Below are 18224 nucleotides of genomic sequence, written 5' to 3'. Positions count from 1 at the left end.
AAGTGAAACAAAAGATCTCCGGTTCGTTTCGCACCTGGCAAGGGGCGGAACAGTTTGCTCGTGCCCGCAGTTTTATCTCTACCCTCCGTAAGCAAGGCCTCCCGGTCCTCACCTCCCTAACCTCCGTCCTTTGTGGTGAATTTCGTTTTGGATGATTATGGAACCTAAGTAGTAACAATGGGGTTCGTTATTCGCTGGATTCGGCCATCTGATGTGCAAATAGCGCAATAGAGTTCAGTAATAGGGAAGTTTGGTTCGTTCAAGCCCATTTCCAAATTACCTATGCAAAAGGGTTACCTTTTCGCTTTAGTTCGGTAAAGAACTTAACCATTCTGATAGTACAAGAAAAGCGGGATAACGGAACCCAATTGTTTCCGTTACCCCGTCTTTTTTTCACCGTCTATTCAGTCTTTCTCACCGCGCTCCAAAGCCGCCTTGAGCGCATCGCCCAAGCTTGATCCGAGCGATACGTTGTCGCTGAACTGCTTGGCGAGCTGTGCCTGCTGTCTGCGGTTGGCCTTGCCTCCGCCGCCGGGCCCTTGACCCTCCAGCTTCTCGATGACGTTGCAGGAACGGCACTGTGCGTACTTCCCGGCTTTGCCGTCGTGGATCTCCATCCGCTTATGACATTGCGGGCAGCGTTTGTTCGACAATGCCGGCTCCGCGGCGCGGCGGAAACCGCATTCGCGATTCGGACATACGAGCATTTTGCCGCGCTTGCCTTTCGTCTCCATCATCTTTTGACCGCAATCGGGACATTTCGTATGGGTCAGGTTGTGCGGCTTGTACTCTTTCTCGTTCGCTTTCACTTCGGCCACAAGGCTCGCCGTCCGGGTCCGGATATCGGCGATGAACGCCTTCGGGTCGCCCTTGCCTTTGGCGATGCGCTCCAGCTCCTGCTCCCATTCGGCGGTCAAGTCGGGCGAACGCAAATCTTCGGCTACGAGCTCGATAAGCTGCTTTCCTTTGCCAGTCGGGACGAGCTGGTTTTGCTGCCGTTCGATCGTATCGGTCTGCAGCAGCTTCTCGATAATATCGGCGCGGGTCGCCGGCGTTCCGAGGTTGTGCTTCTCCATGCCGGACAGCAGCGACGCTTCCGTATGTCTCGCCGGAGGCTTCGTCTGGTGGTCGCCGATCCGGCATCCTTTCGCGACGAGCGGCTGGCCCTGTTTCATCGCCGGCAACGACTGGGACTTCATGTGGGCCGCTCTGCCGTCCGACTTCTCGTTGTCGTCATCTGATTCGTCATCGTCCTCATCGGACTCCCCGGATAACGGCTGTCCCCCGCCGTATACTTCCTTCCATCCCGCATCTTTCTGGACGTATCCTTTGGCATAGAAACGATCTTCCCCGACACGGATGACCAGACTTGTCTCATCGTATACGCTAGGTGCGTAAAACAGTGCAATAAACCTCCGCACGATCAGATCGTACAGTCTGCGCTCCTCCGGGCTCAAGGCACCCAATTGGACAAACTGCTCGGTCGGGATAATCGCGTGGTGATCGCTTACCTTTGAATCGTCGACAATCCGCTTCGTTACGGCGAGAGGCTTGCGCAGCAAAGCACGCGCGAGCGCCACATACGGCCCTGTCGCGACGCTCTCCAGCCTGCTCTTGAAGGTCGGTGCCATGTCCGAGGTTAAATACCGAGAATCCGTCCGCGGGTAAGTAACCAGCTTATGCTGCTCGTACAGCCGCTGGAGCACGCTCGACGTCTGCTTGGCCGAGAAGCCGAGCTTCTTGTTCGCGTCCCGCTGGAGCTCGGTCAAGTCGTAGGCTAGAGGCTGCGGCTCCGAGCGCTCGACGGTGCGTACTTGGTCCACGACAGCCGCTTTCCCCCGGAGTCGCGCGGCTAATGCCTCCGCTTCGGCTTTATCGTACAGACGGCCGTCATGCTTGTCGTCCTTGCGCCATAACGCTTGAAAGCCGCCGAAATCGGCCGACACCGTCCAGTACGGGACGGGACGGAATCCGGCGATATCCCGCTCTCGATCCATCAGCATCGCCAGCGTCGGCGTCTGTACCCGGCCTGCGGCCAGCTGCGCGTTGTACTTGCTCGTCAGCGCCCGCGTCACGTTCAGTCCGATCAGCCAATCGGCCTCCGCCCTGCATACCGCGGACGCATACAGCCGGTCGTAGTCGCGGCCCGGCTTCAGCTTCTCGAACCCTTCGCGGATCGCCTTGTCCGTCTGCGAAGAAATCCATAGCCGCTTGAACGGCTTGTTCCAATGGACCAGCTCCATTATCCAGCGGGCTACTAGCTCCCCTTCTCTCCCCGCGTCCGTCGCGATAATAAGCTCGCCGATATCCGAACGCTTGCACAGCTGGGCGACCGCCTTATATTGATGCGATGTCTCGCGGATCACTTTCAGGTTCATCTTCGCCGGAACGATCGGCAAATCTTCCAGCTTCCACGTCTTGTACTTCGGATCGTAGTCTTCCGGCTCCGCCAGCTCGACCAGATGGCCGAGCGCCCAAGTCACTACATATTTCGGGCCTTCGAACCAGCTTTTCTGCTTCGTCGTCGCCCCGAGCACGCGGGCGATTTCTTTGGCCACACTTGGCTTTTCCGCCAGAACGAGAAATTTCATTGCTTTATGCTCCTTTCATGATCGGCTATGCCCGCCTCCGCATGAGAATCGTCGCTCCAAAAAACAACAGTCCCGTTCCCGGGACTGTTAGCGAATGATCCGCCTGATCGCGGTAAGCGTCTTTCGGATCAAGCCTCGTCGGTTTCGAAGTTGGCGTACACGTCCTGCACGTCGTCGTTATCGTCGAACAGCTCCATCATTTTCATCAGCTTGTCCGCGTTCTCGCCTTCGACCTTCACGTAATTTTGCGGCACCCAGCGGATCGAGGCGCTGTCGAACGAATAGCCGTTTCCTTCTAGCGCGGTTTTCACGCTTTCGAACTCATGGGGATGGGTCAATATTTCGAAGCTGTCTTCGTTCACGACCAAATCTTCGGCTCCCGCCTCGATCGCTTCCATCATGACCGAGTCTTCCTCAAGCTCCGAATCTTCGCGGTCGATCGTAAGTACGCCCTTCTGGTCGAACATGTACGACACGCAGCCCGATTCGCCCATGTTGCCGCCCCGTTTATTGAAAATGGAGCGGACGTCCGCCGCGGTCCGGTTCCGGTTCTCGGTCAAACATTTCACCATGATCGCCACTCCGCCCGGACCGTAGCCTTCGTAGATGATCTCCTCGTAGTCGACGTTCTCGCCTCCGCCGGTCGCCTTCTTGATAGCCCGTTCTATGTTGTCTCCCGGCATATTGATTTGGCGGGCGTTGGCGATCGCCGTTTTCAGCTTGAAATTCCCTTCCGGATTGGGGCCGCCTTTCTTGGCCTCCATATAAATTTCCCGCGCAAGCTTCACGAACATATTATTTTTGGCTTGGTCGAGCTTACCCTTTTTCGCTGCGAAGTTTTTAAACTTTGGCATATCGTCTTAACGCTCCTCGTTCGTAATATGGCACCTAATAGTTTACCACTTTCGCGGCGGAGCGGTCAAAATTTCGGACAACAAAAACAGGGCTCCGGGCGCTCCATGTGGCGAGCGTGGCGGAACCCCGGCTGATCCTATAGCGTCAGATCAAGCTTCGTGTTCGGTATTCGATTATAACTTATACACGTTGGCGGCTTGCGGACCGCGCTCTCCGTTTACTTTATCGAATTCGACCTCTTGGCCTTCGTCCAGCGATTTGAAGCCTTCGCCTTGAATGGCCGAGAAGTGGACGAACAGATCTTCTCCTTCATCGGAACGAATGAAGCCGTACCCTTTTTCCGCATTAAACCATTTCACTGTACCTTTCAATCCCAACTACCTCCAATATCTGGTTAACGTCCGCTAAATGCGGCACGTCGCCTATTATATGCCAAATGTTCGGCAATTATTCGGCGCGATGCCAACTATTTTTTGCGGATACACAGCATGTCGGTCGAGCCGGGTATAAACGGCAGTGCGGATTTGTGCAGCTCGCACATTCCGCCAAGCACCTCCAGATACGCCATCAGCTCGGGCAGACCCGGATACGGCTCCCATCGGAGCGATAGAAGCGGATATACCCTGACTTCGCCGCCCGGTACGCAGACCCGGAGCAGCTCCGCTAGCGCGGCGCGATGGAAAGCATCGTCGAACTGTTCTTGGTATAGAAAAAGAAAATGGCTGCAAAGCACCAGCGTGAACGTATCGTCCGGAAAAGACAGCTTCGGCAGCAGATCGGCCGCGTACCGGTTCCTTGCCGAATTCTCGGCATAGTCTTGCAGAAATAAGTTTAAAGATTGTATGCGACCGGCTTTATGCCGTTCAACGTCACCATAATAGCTCCAATCGAATCGATGGGCGAGCTTCGCCAGCTTCTCCGTCGACGTCCCGATTTCGGCGAACCCTTCTTCGCCGATTTGCTCGACCGACAGGGCGTATCTCGGGTCCGCGCATGTGACGTCAATCCCTCTGCCCCGCGCTTCAGCCGCGAACGACGATGCGCCTGCCGCTACATCCAGCACCTTTCCCCGCCGCAGCATAGGTTCATCCAAATCAAACATCCGTTCGTATTCGGCATATCCCCGGCAAGTCATCGCTACCCCGATTTGTTCGTAACGTTCCATTTGTGTCATCGTTCTCGACTCTCCTCGTCTCGACTATTCATTTCTCGGCTCTTGTCTCATTCCTGCCCGGCCTCGCCGGGTATTGTTCCGATTATAAGAGAAACGAAGGGCGGTGTCCATGCGAAACTGAAATTTTTTTGAGAATTTTGGTAAAAGTGATTGCACATTACGATAATATATATAATAATTTGTATTACATCAACGAATTGCTTGGATATATTATATTGGAGTGATACAATGTCGAAGCATATAGATTCTTTGACCGGACTGCCGAACAGCAAAGGGCTGGAGAAGGTTTTGCAGGAGCGGATCGACCGCGATGAGCCGGTGGCGCTTGCGATGATCGACGTCGACCATTTCCTCGAATTGAACGAGCGTCTTGGAAGCGAAGCGGGAGACGAGGCGCTGAAAGGACTCGCCGTTTTGCTGCAGGAGGAGAGCGGAACGGCCGCTTTCCGGGTGTCAGGCGACGAATTCGCGCTGGCTATGGACAATATGACGCTGGAGCAGGCTTTTCTCACCATGGAACGTCTCAGAATGAAGGTGGAAGCGAATCAGGCTGCGTTCGCTCTGCCGGACGATCACCGGTTTACGATCACGATCGGCGTCGCCCAATACCCCCGCGACGGGAAAACCGATTCCGCCTTGCGGAGAGCGGCCAGCGCCGCCCTCGTGTCCGCCAAGGAAATCGGCCGCAACCAAGTGGCGCTGCCCCCGAACGAGGAAATGGTGATGAAATCGTGCTATTACCCGTCTACGAACGTCCGCCGGCTGAAATCGCTCGCCGAGCAGCTGAATAAGAAAGAATCCGCGCTGCTGCGCGAAGCGTTGGATGATTTGCTGCGCAAGTACGACCGCAGCGAAATTGCCCGCAAAACAAAGCAAAGCGCGCACCCGTAATCGAGCTTCCTCGGTGCGGCGGCGGATTACCTGCTTGTCCCGCTCAATTGGCGGTCAATCCCGTTCCCCTATTGCTTTCCGCGTCCCGATACGCTATGATGCAACCATTGGCGACAAACGACTGGAATGGAGAAATGCCGAATGATCAAGAAAGTGCAGATTTACAAGAAAGATAAATGGAATATGCTCAATGTCGAGGTGCACGGGACGCGTTTCGTCGTGCGTGTCATTTCCGATCAATGGGGCGAAGACAACTTCGAGTTTTTGAGCCGGCCGGCCCTTATGCATTGGGCGGAATCGACTTTCTCGAAGGAACGGTTCGAAGGCACGGAGGAAGAACGTCTGGACATTATCGAGGCGTTCAAGCAAGTGTGACGGCGTATAGCGAGAAAGCCTGCTGTGCGCAAATAAAATCCCCTGTATGTCGCAATCGACGGCGTACGGGGGATTTTTCTCATACTTTAAAGCTGCAGTTTTACGATACTTCCTGTCCGGCCGGCATCTCATAGTTCTCCGGAAGGCGCACGATCAATCTGGATATGCGCATATGGTCGACCTCTTCGACCGTATATTCGAAGCCGTTATGATGGATGCACTGGTTCGGGCGCGGCGGCATCTCCACCTGGGAATAAATCCAGCCTCCGATCGTATCGTAATTGTCCGTTTCGATTTCGGTGCCGAAGTAGCTGTTCACTTCGTCGATCAGCAGCAGACCGTCGATCGAATACACGTACGAGCTTTGCCGATCGATCCGGGGCCTGCCCTCATCGAACTCGTCGTGAATTTCTCCGACGATTTCCTCCATAATGTCCTCGATCGTAACCAGTCCGGAGGTTCCGCCATATTCATCGATCAGCAGCGCGATAGCGGTCCGATTCCTTTGCATGAGCCGAAGCAAAGTGCTGATCGGCATCGAATCCGGCACTTTCATTAGAGGGCGGGTAATCTTCAAAATGCTGTCGATCGAATCATCGTGCTTGAGCATTTCCTTAATATGCACGAACCCGACGACATTGTCTTTGTCCGGATCGCATACCGGATAACGGGTATGCATCTTCTCGATGGCAATCCGCTTGTTCTCTTCATAAGAAACGTTGGCGTACAGGCATACCATTTCCGTACGGGGAATCATAATTTCCCTGGAGTACGTTTCGGAAAATTCGAAAATATTGTCGACCAGCGTCAGCTCGGTTTTGTCGATCAGCCCGTTCTTGTGGCTTTCCTTCACCAAGATGCGGATCTCTTCCTCGGTATGGACCGACTCATGGCTATCGTCCGGCTCGATCCCGGACTTCTTCAGCATCCAGTTGGATACCCCGTTCAATACCCATATAAACGGCAGCATCAGCTTGTAAAACATAATAAGCGGAGCCGCGACCCATAACGTAATCGGCTCGGGCTTGCGTATCGCATATGTTTTCGGATATTGTTCTCCGATCGTTATATGAAGGGAAGTAATCAGCGTAAAAGCGATGAGGAAAGCGATTGTATGAATGACCGGATCGGGCATTCCGATTGTGCTCATGGCCGGTTCCAGCAAGCGTGCCACAGCAGGCTCTCCCACCCACCCCAGACCGAGAGACGTCAAAGTAATTCCTAACTGGCAGGCGGACAAGTACGCGTTCAAATTCGCGAGGATTTTCCGGGCGAGCTTCGCCCTCAGCATGCCTTCCTGCGCCAAGCTTTCAATCCGGCTGCCGCGGATTTTGACGACCGCGAACTCCGCCGCAACAAAAAAACCGTTCAGCAATACCAATACAACGACCAGCGCAATACTTAACCCTATCGGTATCGGGCCACCATCCAATGTTCTCCTATCTCCTCATTAAGGAAGACAGGTACACCTCCTTTTATCCCCCGAAAGTGGAGCCGGCCTCCGAAGCGTATTCCAAATACTTTCGGGGGAGCCCCCTAATTACGAGAAACTATGCACACCTCTTTCCATCCGAAATATAGTTGTTTGGTTCATTTTATTCGCGGCGGCTTGGATGTTATTCAACAAGTCTTGATCCGGCAGCCCCGGAATTGTCGGAAAAGCGGTTCTGCTTGGCCAGTCCGTTCTATATAAATAATATACCGTCTTCGGTTGCATCGTACATGCGTTTGACTCCCGGGGAACAAATCGGGCGGAATGAATCGTTATAAAGGAAATGTACCGGCCCTGAACCGAGCAAAATCTCGAAGTGAAAAGGATTTCGCCCGCATTTGGAGAATACTAGTACACAATGGTGCAAGCAAACGATCGTTCCTATGGCCGAAGCAATTGGACAATCGACCCTATTGAATGTGCACCGGAATTGCGCCATTGTGTACCCGGCAGCAGCAAACGCATCGAGGTGAACCCCATTGAACGATACCGGATCGATCGTCCTGTTTACGATCCTTGCCTTTTCGCTCGCGCTTATTTTGATTATGAAGAAAGATACGATCCAGCCCCAGATGCGGCGCATTCTCGCCCTTGTGACGATTGTGCTCGTAAGCTGCAGCTTCTTTATGATCGTCTTCAGCCTGCTGGGCGCCGGATTTTGATCGCCTTGTTCGCGTCCGTTTACCGGTCCGCGTCGTTTTTGCTGCGGCTTCCGGATTCAAGGTAATAGAAACGGTTTGGAGCTCTTATTTCGGGTAATAGTCGGTTTTTGGCAAAAATAGCGGATGTTTGCGACTCTTATTTTACCCATTTGTTCCCGTTGCGTGAATTCGGAAAGGGGAACATCCGTTCCCGGACACTTCCAATCTATTACCCAATTCTTTTCCTGAAGAGGATCGACCGCTACCCGCGGCCGTTTATCATATTCGATTTCCTCTAGCTTCCGGGCTTAAACCGGATCAAGCGGCAGGCGGCTGTCAATCTTTTCATAATTGCATAACGGAACGGCCATAATAGGGGAGTTAAGCAAAGCTAAGCGTATGCTTTCGAAGCAAGCTTTACTTCGTAAAGCTCAGTTTATGCTTTCGAAGCAATCTTTGCTAACGCAAAGATTTCAGGAGGTCCCCCATGAAGCTAATCCCGCTTATCGCAACCATTTGCCTGGCTGCCATGACCGCCGTACCCGTTTACGCCGTCCAAGCTGCAAAACCTTCGAAAACCGATAGGAGGATCCCAATGAATCAACTGTTGAAACGTTCCGAAGTCCAGGCGGAAAACCGCTGGAAGCTCGAAGATATGTTTGCCAATCAGCAAGCATGGGACAAAGAATACGATGTATTGAAAAAACAGCTCAAGGACATCGGCCAGTTCGAAGGAAAGCTGAATGAAGCGAAACCGATCAAGCAATGCTTCGAGCTTGAGGATGAAATATCCCTTCATATCGAACGTCTATACGTATACGCCAATATGCGCCATCATGAAGATATGGCGGAACCGACTTATCAGGCTTTATCCGAAAAAGCGAAGAAGCTGAACGTCGAGGTCGGCGAAGCTTTGTCATTTATTACCCCGGAAATATTGAGCCTGTCCGACGAGAAGCTGCAAGCGCTGGTAGGCAATCCCGAGCTGTCGAAATACAAAAAAACGCTCGAAGATATGCTTAGGCAAAAACCCCACACCTTGTCCAAGCAGGAGGAAGCGCTGCTCGCTCAGGTCGGCAATTTGTCCCAGGCGCCCGAGACGATTTTCGGCATGCTGAATAACGCCGACATGAAATTTCCGAAGGTGAAAAACGAAAACGGCGTGGAAACCGAGCTCACCCACGGCAGCTACATCCAGTTTCTCGAAAGCCGCGACCGCGACGTGCGCAAAAACGCCTTCGAGGCGATGTACGGAACCTACGGCAAGCTGCGCAATACGCTTGCTTCGACGCTTGGCGCCAACTTGACGAAAAACATTTTTTACTCGAAAGCGAGAAAGTACCCTTCCGCACTGGAATCATCGCTGTACGGCGACAAAATCCCGGTCGACGTGTACAACAACCTCATTTCCGCCATCCATGAAAGCTTACCGCTGCTGCACCGCTATATGGATCTGCGGAAGAAGCTGCTGAAAGTGGATGAGCTGCACATGTACGACTTGTTCGCGCCGCTTGTCGATGAATACAAGATGGACATTACATACGAAGAAGCGAAGAAAATCGTTCTCGAGAGCGTCAAGCCGCTCGGCGAGAACTATAGCAAGGTTCTCCAGGAAGGGTTCAATAACGGCTGGATCGACGTTTACGAGAACGAAGGCAAACGAAGCGGCGCTTATCAATGGGGCGCTTTCGGCACGCATCCGTTCGTGCTTCTCAACCATAAGGACAATTTGAACAGCATGTTCACGTTGACGCATGAAATGGGCCACGCGCTTCACTCTTATATGTCCGATTCGCATCAGGACTATCGCACCGCGCAATATACGATATTCCTGGCCGAAGTCGCCTCGACGTTGAACGAAGCGCTGCTTATGGACTACTTGCTGAACAAATCGACCGATCCGAAGCAGAAAATGTATTTGCTCACCTATTATGCCGATCAGTTCCGCACGACCGTTTTCAGGCAAACGATGTTCGCGGAATTCGAGAAAATCATTTATGACCGCGCCGAGAAAGGCGAGTCGCTCACGCACCAGGATCTGTGCAAAATTTACTACGATCTGAACTTGCTGTATCACGGCAAGGCGATGGCCGTCGATAAAGAAATCGAGATGGAATGGGCCCGCATCCCCCATTTCTACAACAGCTTCTACGTATTCAAGTATGCTACCGGCTTCTCCGCGGCGACGAGCTTCGCCAAACAAATTCTCGACGAGGGGGCGCCGGCGGTCGACCGTTACCTCGGCTTCCTGAAGAGCGGCAGCAGCGACTATTCGATCGAAATATTGAAGCGGGCCGGCGTAGACATGTCGTCTCCGGAGCCGGTCCGTCAAGCGATGAGCGTGTTCGAGAGCTTGATCGAGCAGATGGAGCAGCTAACGAAATAATCGGGTTAGTCTCTGCGGATTACTTCGAAGTCCCCGGCAACAGGCTGTCGGGGACTATTCCATTCAAAGCGCGATAACCGAATAGCGACAGGAGGGTTCCTATGAAAACCGTGTTGAAACGTTCCGAAGTGCCGGCAGAGCATCGTTGGCGGCTGGAAGATTTGTTTGCCGACCAGCAAGCGTGGAATGAGGAATATGAGCAAGTAAAGCAGCTGGCCAAAGACATCGGCCAATACGAAGGCAAGCTGAACAACCCCGATACGATTCGTCAATGCTTCGAGCTCGAGGATAAGCTCTCCCTTCTGACCGAGCGGCTGTACTGCTATGCCAGCAACCGCCACCACGAGGATATGGCGGAACCGGCTCATCAGGCATTGTCGGATAAAGTAAAGAAGCTCGCCGTCGAGGCGAATCAGGCGATGTCCTTTATTACTCCGGAAATATTGGACTTGTCCGACGATCAGCTGCAGTCGCTCATCGCCGATCCGGGGCTTAAGAAATACAAAAAAACGCTCGACGACATGCTCCGTCAGAAGCCGCACATTTTATCGAAGCCGGAGGAAGCGCTGCTCGCCCAAGTCGGCAACGTATCCCAAGCTCCGGGAACGATATTCGGCATGCTCAACAACGCCGACATGAAGTTTCCGAAGATCCAGGACGAGAATGGCGAAGAAATCGAGCTGACTCACGGCCGCTACATCCAGTTTCTCGAAAGCCGCAACCGCGATGTCCGCAAGAGCGCCTTCGAGGCGATGTATGCGACGTACGGCAAGCTCCGCAACACCTTTGCGGCGACGCTGGGAGCCAACCTGACGAAAAATATGTTCTATGCCAAAGCGAGAAAGTACCCTTCTGCTCTGGAAGCCTCGCTCTACGGAGACAAAATTCCGCTGGACGTCTACGACAACCTGATCGCCGCGATCCACGAAAGCTTGCCTCTGCTGCATCGCTACATGGAGCTGCGGAAGCAGCTGCTGAAGGTGGACGAACTGCATATGTACGACTTGTTCGCCCCGCTCGTCGACGAGTACAAGCTGGATATCACGTACGACGAAGCGAAAAAAATCGTGCTGGAAAGCGTGCGGCCGTTAGGCGAACATTACAGTAAAATATTAGAAGAAGGACTCGAAGGCGGCTGGATCGACGTCTATGAGAATGAAGGCAAACGAAACGGCGCCTACTGCTCCGGCGCATACGGCACTCATCCATTCGTTCTCCTTAACCATAAAGATAATTTAAGCAGCATGTTTACGTTGACGCACGAAATGGGTCACGCGCTCCATTCGTATTTATCCGATTCGCAACAGGACTATCGCGACGCCCAGTATACGATTTTCTTGGCCGAAGTCGCTTCGACACTGAACGAAGCGCTGCTCATGGACCATCTGCTGAACCAATCCTCCGACCCGACCCAAAAATTGTATTTGCTGTGCCATTACGCCGACAAATTCCGGACGACCGTATTCAGGCAAACGATGTTCGCCGAATTCGAACGGATCGTCTACAAGAGGGCGGAGCAGGGCGAATCGCTCACGCATCAGGACTTCTGCGCCATTTATTATGACCTGAACGTCAAATATCACGGATCGTCGATGACCGTCGACAAGGACATCGAGATGGAGTGGGCCCGCATCCCCCACTTCTACAGAAGCTTCTACGTGTTCAAATATGCGACGGGCTTCTCGGCCGCTACGAGCTTCGCCAAACAAATTCTCGACGAAGGAACGCCTGCCGTCGAGCGTTACCTCGGCTTCCTGAAGAGCGGCGGCAGCGATTATTCGATCGAGATTTTGAAGCGCGCCGGCGTGGATATGTCGTCGCCGGAGCCGATCCGTCAGGCGATGAGCGTATTCGAGGATTTGATTGGTCAAATGGAGGAGTTAACCAAGTAGCTGCAGCCGCACCTATTGTATGAGAAAAACCGTCCGGGAAAAACGCCCGGACGGTCCATTGGTGTGCAAACCCATACGTCAGCGCGTTCGGAGGGAATGGGTATTGAGCTTCAACCGCTGTTGAAGTCGTGTGGTCTTGATTAGACTTGGCGGTAACAACACGACTTCAAAGGCGCCCCGAGTGTGATTTTGGCGAGGTTCATGCCAAATTCACACCCAAACTTTCCGCTCCAATACCCATTCCCTCTCGGAGCTTCTGCGAAATGTCTTCTACTCCAAAACTCATGTCCCCATCGCTTATTCCTATGGATGAAAAGCGGAAAAAGCTCGTGGAAATTGGCGTTCCGTTATTTCGTAAACGAAGAACCGATAGAAAGGACGATAGCGGACCTCACGGTCTACTATCGCCCTTTCTGCATAGTTAGTCATTGTCCGACCGAAATACCTCTACTCCCCTTACATGCGTTGAGAGAAGATCCAGCTCCGGCGTGAGCAGCACAAAGTCCGCATGTTTCCCCGGCGCGAGCGTCCCTTTGACCCGATCGAGCCGGACTTGCCGAGCCGGTACGATCGTCATCGAAGGCAGCACCTTCTCGATCGGGAAACCGGTATACTGGATCGCGTTTTTCAGCGCCTGCAGCATCGTCAGCGAGCTTCCCGCAAGCGAGGAGCCGTTCTTGAGCGTTATTTCGCCGGACCGGACGATCACCTCGCCATACTCCCCATCCGGCAGTCCGGCCGGGGATACCGCGTCGGTAATCATGCACACTTTCTCGGGCGACTTCATCTCGAACAACAGTTTCACGACGGACGGGTGGACGTGAATGCCGTCACAGATCAGCTCCGTCGTAAGCTCTTCGAGCATAAGTCCCGCTCCGGCCAATCCCGGTTCGCGATGATGGAGCGGACTCATCCCGTTGAAATGATGGGTCGTATGACTCAATCCGAGTCTGACCGCCGCTTCCACCTGAGCCATAGTGGCGTCGGAATGACCGGCCGATACGGTGATCCCTTTGCTTGCGAATCGTTCGACCGCCTCCATTCCGCCTTCGATTTCCGGCGCCAGCGTAACGAGACGAATATGTCCGCCCGCCGCTTCCGTAAACTCATCGATTTCGTCCGCCGCCGGCAGTCTGAGATGTTCTTTGCTCTGTGCGCCGCGTCGCTTCTCGTCCAAATAAGGACCTTCCAGGTGAATGCCCGTGAGCTCGGCGCCCGACGTTTTCCCGATAGTCTCCGCCGCATTGCGCAGCGCCCGTACAATCGTCTCTTTAGCCGCGGTCGACGTGGTTGCCAAGAAAGCGGTCGTCCCATGCCGCGCATGGAATCGGCTTATTCCGTCCAGCGCTTCGTATGTGCCTTCCATCATGCCGTATCCGTTCCCGCCATGAACATGTACATCGATGAACCCGGGCATAAGCAGCGCCCCATTGCAATCGATGACTCGCGCATGTGCAGGTACGGGCAGCAGCTCGTCCCCCAATGCCCGGATCGTCCCGTTCTCGGTAACGATCATGCGACCGTTTTCAATTACACGCTGTCCGGTATATAATTTCGCGTTGATCCATATCGCTTCCCCCACGCTCGATCCTCCCGTTACCGTTATATATACATACGTATATTATCACGCCGCCATATTCCCGTACACAGTGAATATCGGGCGGTACCACAACGATAGATCCGCAAAACAAAAACCGCACACAAGACGCTTGTGCGCCCATATGCGGTCCGTCCTCTCACCCGTTGCTCATGCCGATGCATGCCTCATAATGCGCGCAATCGTCCGTCCGACGCCGGAATCGAGATAGTGAGGCGCGACGGTGTCGGCCGCCGCCTTCACATCGTCCGGTGCGTTGCCCATTGCGATACCGAGTCCGGCCCAACGGAGCATCTCGATATCGTTGCGGTCGTCTCCGAATGCGACGACCTCCTCCTTGCAGATACCGAGCATGCCGCACAGCTTGCCTAATGCCGCCGCTTTGCCCGTACCTTTCGGCTGAACGTCGATTTGCTGCGGTTCTCCAGGCGTTCCGTATGCGGTCAGTTCCAGACGTTTCGTTGCATGGAGACGCTCGTACGCATCGGTTAAGCTGCGGCGGTTATCCGATTTCAGCAGCACCTTCAGCCAGCTGTAATCCATCTGCGCGAGATGCTGCCGCTGGTCGGAATCGAATACGCCTTCCGCACAATAAGCCCGGTAGTTGACATTATGCTGAAAGGCGAATAAATGAACGATCTCCACATCTTTCCACGGAAGTACGTTGCGGTCGAGCAAATGACCCTCGGCAGACCAAATCTCGCAGCCGTTCGTCGTAATGACCGGCAGACGAAGATCCAGCTTCTCGATGATCGGGGCAATACGCATTCGATGGCGCCCGCTCACAAGAACGACATTGATGCCGGAATATTGCGCCTTCCGCACCCATTCCGCATTTTCGTCCGATATATTCCCGTTCCGATCCAGAAGCGTACCGTCCAAATCAAGCGCGATCATTTTCCAACTCATCCGCAGCGCCTCCCTTGATGTATAAACTCCACATCATTCTCGAGATATGTTATGTATTGTAACATAATCGAGCAAAACGAACAATGGTAATCATGTTTCTCTATTAAAATAGCAAATCGATGTAATATTATATTACAAATGTTGCGAAAAGGTGCGGTTTTACGACAAAATAGCCCCGCGAAATTCAAAAAAGGGCCAATTCCCCGGCTGTCCAAACCGCAGAAATGACCCTTTCTCCTATCGTCTTTACAATAAAATTAAGATTCCTCTCCCATGTATGGCTTAAACTGAATCGGTAGCGTTATCGTAAAGACCGAGCCGACGCCAAGCTCGGACTCCGCTTCGATCGTTCCGTTATGAGCTTCCGCCAAAGCTTTGGCGATACTTAACCCGAGACCCACACCCCCGCTGAAGCGCGATCGGGATTTATCGGCGCGGTATAACCGGTTGAAAATGTACGGCAAATCTTTATCGCTCACGCCGATCCCGTTATCCTCGCAGCGAATAACCGTCCATTCAATATTATAGGAGACGCTTATAGTTACGTTCCCGCCTTCCGGCGTATACTTGATCGCATTCGAGACGATATTGGACAGCACCTGAACAATTTTATCCCTGTCGACTTCGGCGTAGCACGGAACAAAAGCCGGCTCGAACGTAAGCTTAATTCCTTTGCTTCGCGCGAGCGGCAAAAAGTTCGAGTATACCGCCCGCGCCAATTCCACCATATTCGTCCTCCGTACATGCAGGGAGAATCGGGCGCTTTCGGCTTCGGACAGCCGCTCGAGGTCGTTGACGAGCCGCGACAGCCGAATCAGCTCCTCATAAATATCCTGCAGCCGTTCAGGCTCCGGCTCGTATACACCGTCGATAATCGCTTCGATTTGCGTGAGCAACGTCGTCAGCGGAGTACGCAGCTCGTGAGTCAAATCCTCCATGAGGTGGTGCCGCCAGTCTTCCTGCTTCTTGAGCTCTTTGGTCATTTCGTGAAGGGTTGCGGCGAGCCTTCTGACTTCTTCCGGACCTTTCAACGGAACCGCCACATCGCGTTTCCCTTTACCGATCTCCGTAGCCATCCGGTACACTTCTTTTAATGGCTTGGACAAGCTGCGGGCGATAAAGAAGCTGAACAAGATCGAGGCGGCGACGACGCCGATCAGCAGCAGCTTGGAGCGGAACTGGATCGATTTCATAAATTCCGCGTATGCGGGCTCCAGCTCGCTGTTGCTTAATATATACTGCATTTTGATATAGCCCTGCATCTGGCCATTTGTCGTATAAGGCACTTCCGCCGAATCTTGGGAAGAGGAGACTTGCGCTTTGGAGAACGTGTCGAACCATATCTCCTTGCGGTCTTTGCTCTCGTATCGGAGCAAAATGCCGTATAACGCCGCTCTGCGCTGCAGCCACTGCTTCTGCTCTTCCGAGAGCGGTCCATGCGTAATCCCCTCTCTGCGCATGTCATCCATGACCAAATATCCGTTCTTCTCCATTTGGACGGAATGGAATCGCGAGAACAGCGACTGCCAGTTCGTATTATTGATGACGGAAATCAACAGGACGAATACGACCGAATAGAGCAGGAAGCTTAGAAACAAAATAAAGCTCATTTTGCGGAAGAATGGAAAGATTCTTTTCATAATTCCGGCTCGTCCGGCTGCATCGAGAATTTATAACCGGTACCGACGACCGTAACGATATAGAGAGGGGCGCTCGGGTCGGGTTCGATTTTTTTGCGCAAATTTTTGACGTGGGCGTCGATTGCCCGTCCGTCTCCCTGAAAGCGGTATCCTTGCACCGTATACGAAAGATCCGCCCGGCTGTACACTTTACCGGGCTTGCGGATGAGGACGGAGAGCAGCTTGAACTCCGTTGCGGTAAGCGGAGCGGGCTTGCCGTTAGCGAGCACTTCCCGCGTTTCCATATCGATCACAAGCTTGCCGCCATAGAAACGGATTACTTTCTCTTCATGGTTCTCCCGTTTGGCCGGGGCGATGCGACGGAACAAAGCATATATGCGGGCGATCAATTCCTTGGCTCGGAAAGGCTTGACGATATAGTCGTCGGCCCCGAGATTCAATCCGTTGATCGTATCGATTTCGCGTGATTTGGATGTGACCATAATAATGGGGACATTCGATTTTTCACGAATTTTTTTGCAAACTTCTTCTCCCGGCAATCCTTCCAGCATCAAATCGAGGATGATGAGGTCATGCTGATGGTAATCGAACTTTTGTACCGCTTCGATCCCGTTGGACGTATAATCGGTTTTCCAGCCTTCCTTCTCGAAATAAGCGATGAGCACGTCGCGGATTTTGGGTTCGTCTTCGACAATCAGGATATGCACCGGTCGTCCTCCTGGCTAGTTTTGTATCCTAATAAAATTCAACGGCGGGAGGATAATTCCTCCCGCCGTCCGATTGGTTTTTTTAACTATTCGACAAGACCCGTGCGCTCGACGCCTTCGACGAACCAACGCTGCGTAAACATATACAGAACGAGAGGAGGCAGAATAATCAGGAACGAAGTCGCCATCTTGAGCGGCTCATCGAATATCGATGGTCCGAACTCCGCCGCTTGCTGAGTAAGCACCGCCGAAATTTGCGATATACCCATCGAAAGCGGAACTTCCTTCACGCCGTTCAAATACATGCTTGGCAAATAGTAATCGTTCCACGTCCATACGAACGAGAACAGGAATACGACTAGAATAGCCGGCTTTGCGAGCGGCAGCATAACTTTGTAGAAAATTTTGAATACGTTCGCGCCGTCGATTTTGGCCGCCTCCTCCAACTCCTTCGGCTGAGTGGAGAAAAACTGGCGATAAATGATGACGAACAGGGCACCTTTCAAACCATGGCCGAACAATGCGGGCACTACGATCGGAATGTACGTCTTCATCAAACCGAGCTGGCTCGCCGCGATCAGGTTAGGCAAAATGACAACTTGCGTAGGTACGATGAAAGTCAACAGTAGGCAGAAGAACAAAGTCTTCTTGAACGGAAATTCGAGCCGTGCGAATGCATATCCGGCTACCGCGCAGGATACCGTCTGCAGGACGGCTATCGTTAGCGATAGAATCGCGCTGATGGTGAACGCGCTCGGATATTTCAGCTTCGTCCATGCGTCCTGCAGAACGCCCGTATAGATCGCTCTCGGTACCCAGCTGACGGCCGGATCAAGCAAGTCTTGCGAGTTTTTCACCATCGTCGTGATCATGAACAAGATCGGGTTCAAGTAAATATAAGCTACGTCGATCAGAACAAGGTAGATGAAGGCGCGGAAGATAAGCCCTTTGTCGGCTTCTTTGCCCAAGATCACGTAGCGTGTCTTGGTCAGCCCCGCTCTCCAATCGATGCCGTCGGTGCGCTTCGATTTCAATGCCGTTATTAGTCGGGTCACAAGCTATCCTCCTCAAAAT

The 18224-nt window shown here is 53.1% G+C and carries 15 protein-coding genes and 1 pseudogene; 6 read left to right on the top strand and 10 right to left on the bottom strand.

Annotated features, from left to right (window positions below; translation table 11 throughout):
• A pseudogene (locus tag FE783_RS38345) lies at window positions 1–155 on the top strand (IS66 family transposase); the annotation flags it as partial.
• Between the two features lie 249 nt (window positions 156–404).
• Here FE783_RS38345 and FE783_RS18500 read toward each other — a convergent pair.
• From FE783_RS18500 to FE783_RS18485, 4 genes are all read right to left on the bottom strand, one after another.
• Window positions 405–2591, bottom strand: a complete 2187-nt coding sequence (locus FE783_RS18500; RefSeq protein WP_138880862.1) for a DNA topoisomerase III — start codon at window positions 2589–2591, stop codon at window positions 405–407.
• Window positions 2592–2719: 128 nt separating this feature from the next.
• Window positions 2720–3445 carry a YebC/PmpR family DNA-binding transcriptional regulator gene (locus tag FE783_RS18495; RefSeq protein WP_138880861.1) on the bottom strand — a complete coding sequence of 242 codons (726 nt, stop codon included), beginning with the start codon at window positions 3443–3445 and terminating at the stop codon, window positions 2720–2722.
• A gap of 174 nt (window positions 3446–3619) precedes the next feature.
• Window positions 3620–3817 carry a cold shock domain-containing protein gene (locus tag FE783_RS18490; RefSeq protein WP_138880860.1) on the bottom strand — a complete coding sequence of 66 codons (198 nt, stop codon included), beginning with the start codon at window positions 3815–3817 and terminating at the stop codon, window positions 3620–3622.
• A gap of 95 nt (window positions 3818–3912) precedes the next feature.
• Complete coding sequence (locus tag FE783_RS18485) at window positions 3913–4620, bottom strand: class I SAM-dependent methyltransferase (protein ID WP_138880859.1); 708 nt, start codon at window positions 4618–4620, stop codon at window positions 3913–3915.
• Between the two features lie 228 nt (window positions 4621–4848).
• Between FE783_RS18485 and FE783_RS18480 the strand changes: the two genes are divergently transcribed.
• Window positions 4849–5511, top strand: a complete 663-nt coding sequence (locus FE783_RS18480; protein WP_138880858.1) for a GGDEF domain-containing protein — start codon at window positions 4849–4851, stop codon at window positions 5509–5511.
• A 141-nt stretch (window positions 5512–5652) separates the two neighbouring features.
• Window positions 5653–5886, top strand: a complete 234-nt coding sequence (locus FE783_RS18475; RefSeq protein ID WP_138880857.1) for a hypothetical protein — start codon at window positions 5653–5655, stop codon at window positions 5884–5886.
• A 100-nt stretch (window positions 5887–5986) separates the two neighbouring features.
• On the opposite strand, the gene FE783_RS18470 is transcribed toward FE783_RS18475, so the two are convergent.
• Complete coding sequence (locus FE783_RS18470) at window positions 5987–7318, bottom strand: hemolysin family protein (protein WP_138880856.1); 1332 nt, start codon at window positions 7316–7318, stop codon at window positions 5987–5989.
• A 539-nt stretch (window positions 7319–7857) separates the two neighbouring features.
• Between FE783_RS18470 and FE783_RS18465 the strand changes: the two genes are divergently transcribed.
• The 3 genes from FE783_RS18465 to pepF (FE783_RS18455) all read left to right on the top strand — a co-directional run bounded on the left by FE783_RS18465 (window position 7858) and on the right by pepF (FE783_RS18455) (window position 12297).
• The gene (locus FE783_RS18465; protein ID WP_138880855.1) at window positions 7858–8040 is read left to right on the top strand and encodes a hypothetical protein; all 183 of its coding nucleotides are present in this window, start codon (window positions 7858–7860) and stop codon (window positions 8038–8040) included.
• Window positions 8041–8614: 574 nt separating this feature from the next.
• A complete protein-coding gene (gene pepF / locus FE783_RS18460; protein WP_238403139.1) occupies window positions 8615–10405 on the top strand; it encodes an oligoendopeptidase F in 1791 nt (596 codons plus the stop codon).
• Between the two features lie 101 nt (window positions 10406–10506).
• Window positions 10507–12297, top strand: coding sequence for an oligoendopeptidase F (pepF, locus tag FE783_RS18455; RefSeq protein ID WP_138880853.1), 1791 nt, complete (start codon window positions 10507–10509; stop codon window positions 12295–12297).
• A gap of 421 nt (window positions 12298–12718) precedes the next feature.
• On the opposite strand, the gene nagA is transcribed toward pepF (FE783_RS18455), so the two are convergent.
• The 5 genes from nagA to FE783_RS18430 form a co-directional block, all read right to left on the bottom strand.
• Entirely contained in the window at window positions 12719–13879 is a 1161-nt protein-coding gene (gene nagA, locus FE783_RS18450; protein WP_158301898.1) for an N-acetylglucosamine-6-phosphate deacetylase, read from the bottom strand.
• A gap of 165 nt (window positions 13880–14044) precedes the next feature.
• On the bottom strand, window positions 14045–14803 hold the full coding sequence (locus FE783_RS18445; protein ID WP_138880851.1) for an HAD family hydrolase: 759 nt from the start codon (window positions 14801–14803) through the stop codon (window positions 14045–14047).
• Window positions 14804–15060: 257 nt separating this feature from the next.
• On the bottom strand, window positions 15061–16443 hold the full coding sequence (locus FE783_RS18440) for a sensor histidine kinase (protein WP_138880850.1): 1383 nt from the start codon (window positions 16441–16443) through the stop codon (window positions 15061–15063).
• Complete coding sequence (locus FE783_RS18435; RefSeq protein ID WP_138880849.1) at window positions 16440–17150, bottom strand: response regulator transcription factor; 711 nt, start codon at window positions 17148–17150, stop codon at window positions 16440–16442. Before FE783_RS18435 ends, FE783_RS18440 begins: the two co-directional genes overlap by 4 nt.
• Window positions 17151–17236: 86 nt before the next feature.
• Window positions 17237–18193 (bottom strand): carbohydrate ABC transporter permease, encoded by a 957-nt coding sequence (locus FE783_RS18430; RefSeq protein ID WP_138880880.1) that lies wholly within the window; start codon window positions 18191–18193, stop codon window positions 17237–17239.
• Window positions 18194–18224 lie beyond the last annotated feature (31 nt).

The organism is Paenibacillus mesophilus (assembly GCF_005938385.1).
GTDB classification, from domain to species: domain Bacteria; phylum Bacillota; class Bacilli; order Paenibacillales; family NBRC-103111; genus Paenibacillus_AB; species Paenibacillus_AB mesophilus.
This window is presented reverse-complemented; position numbering and strand designations above follow the sequence as displayed.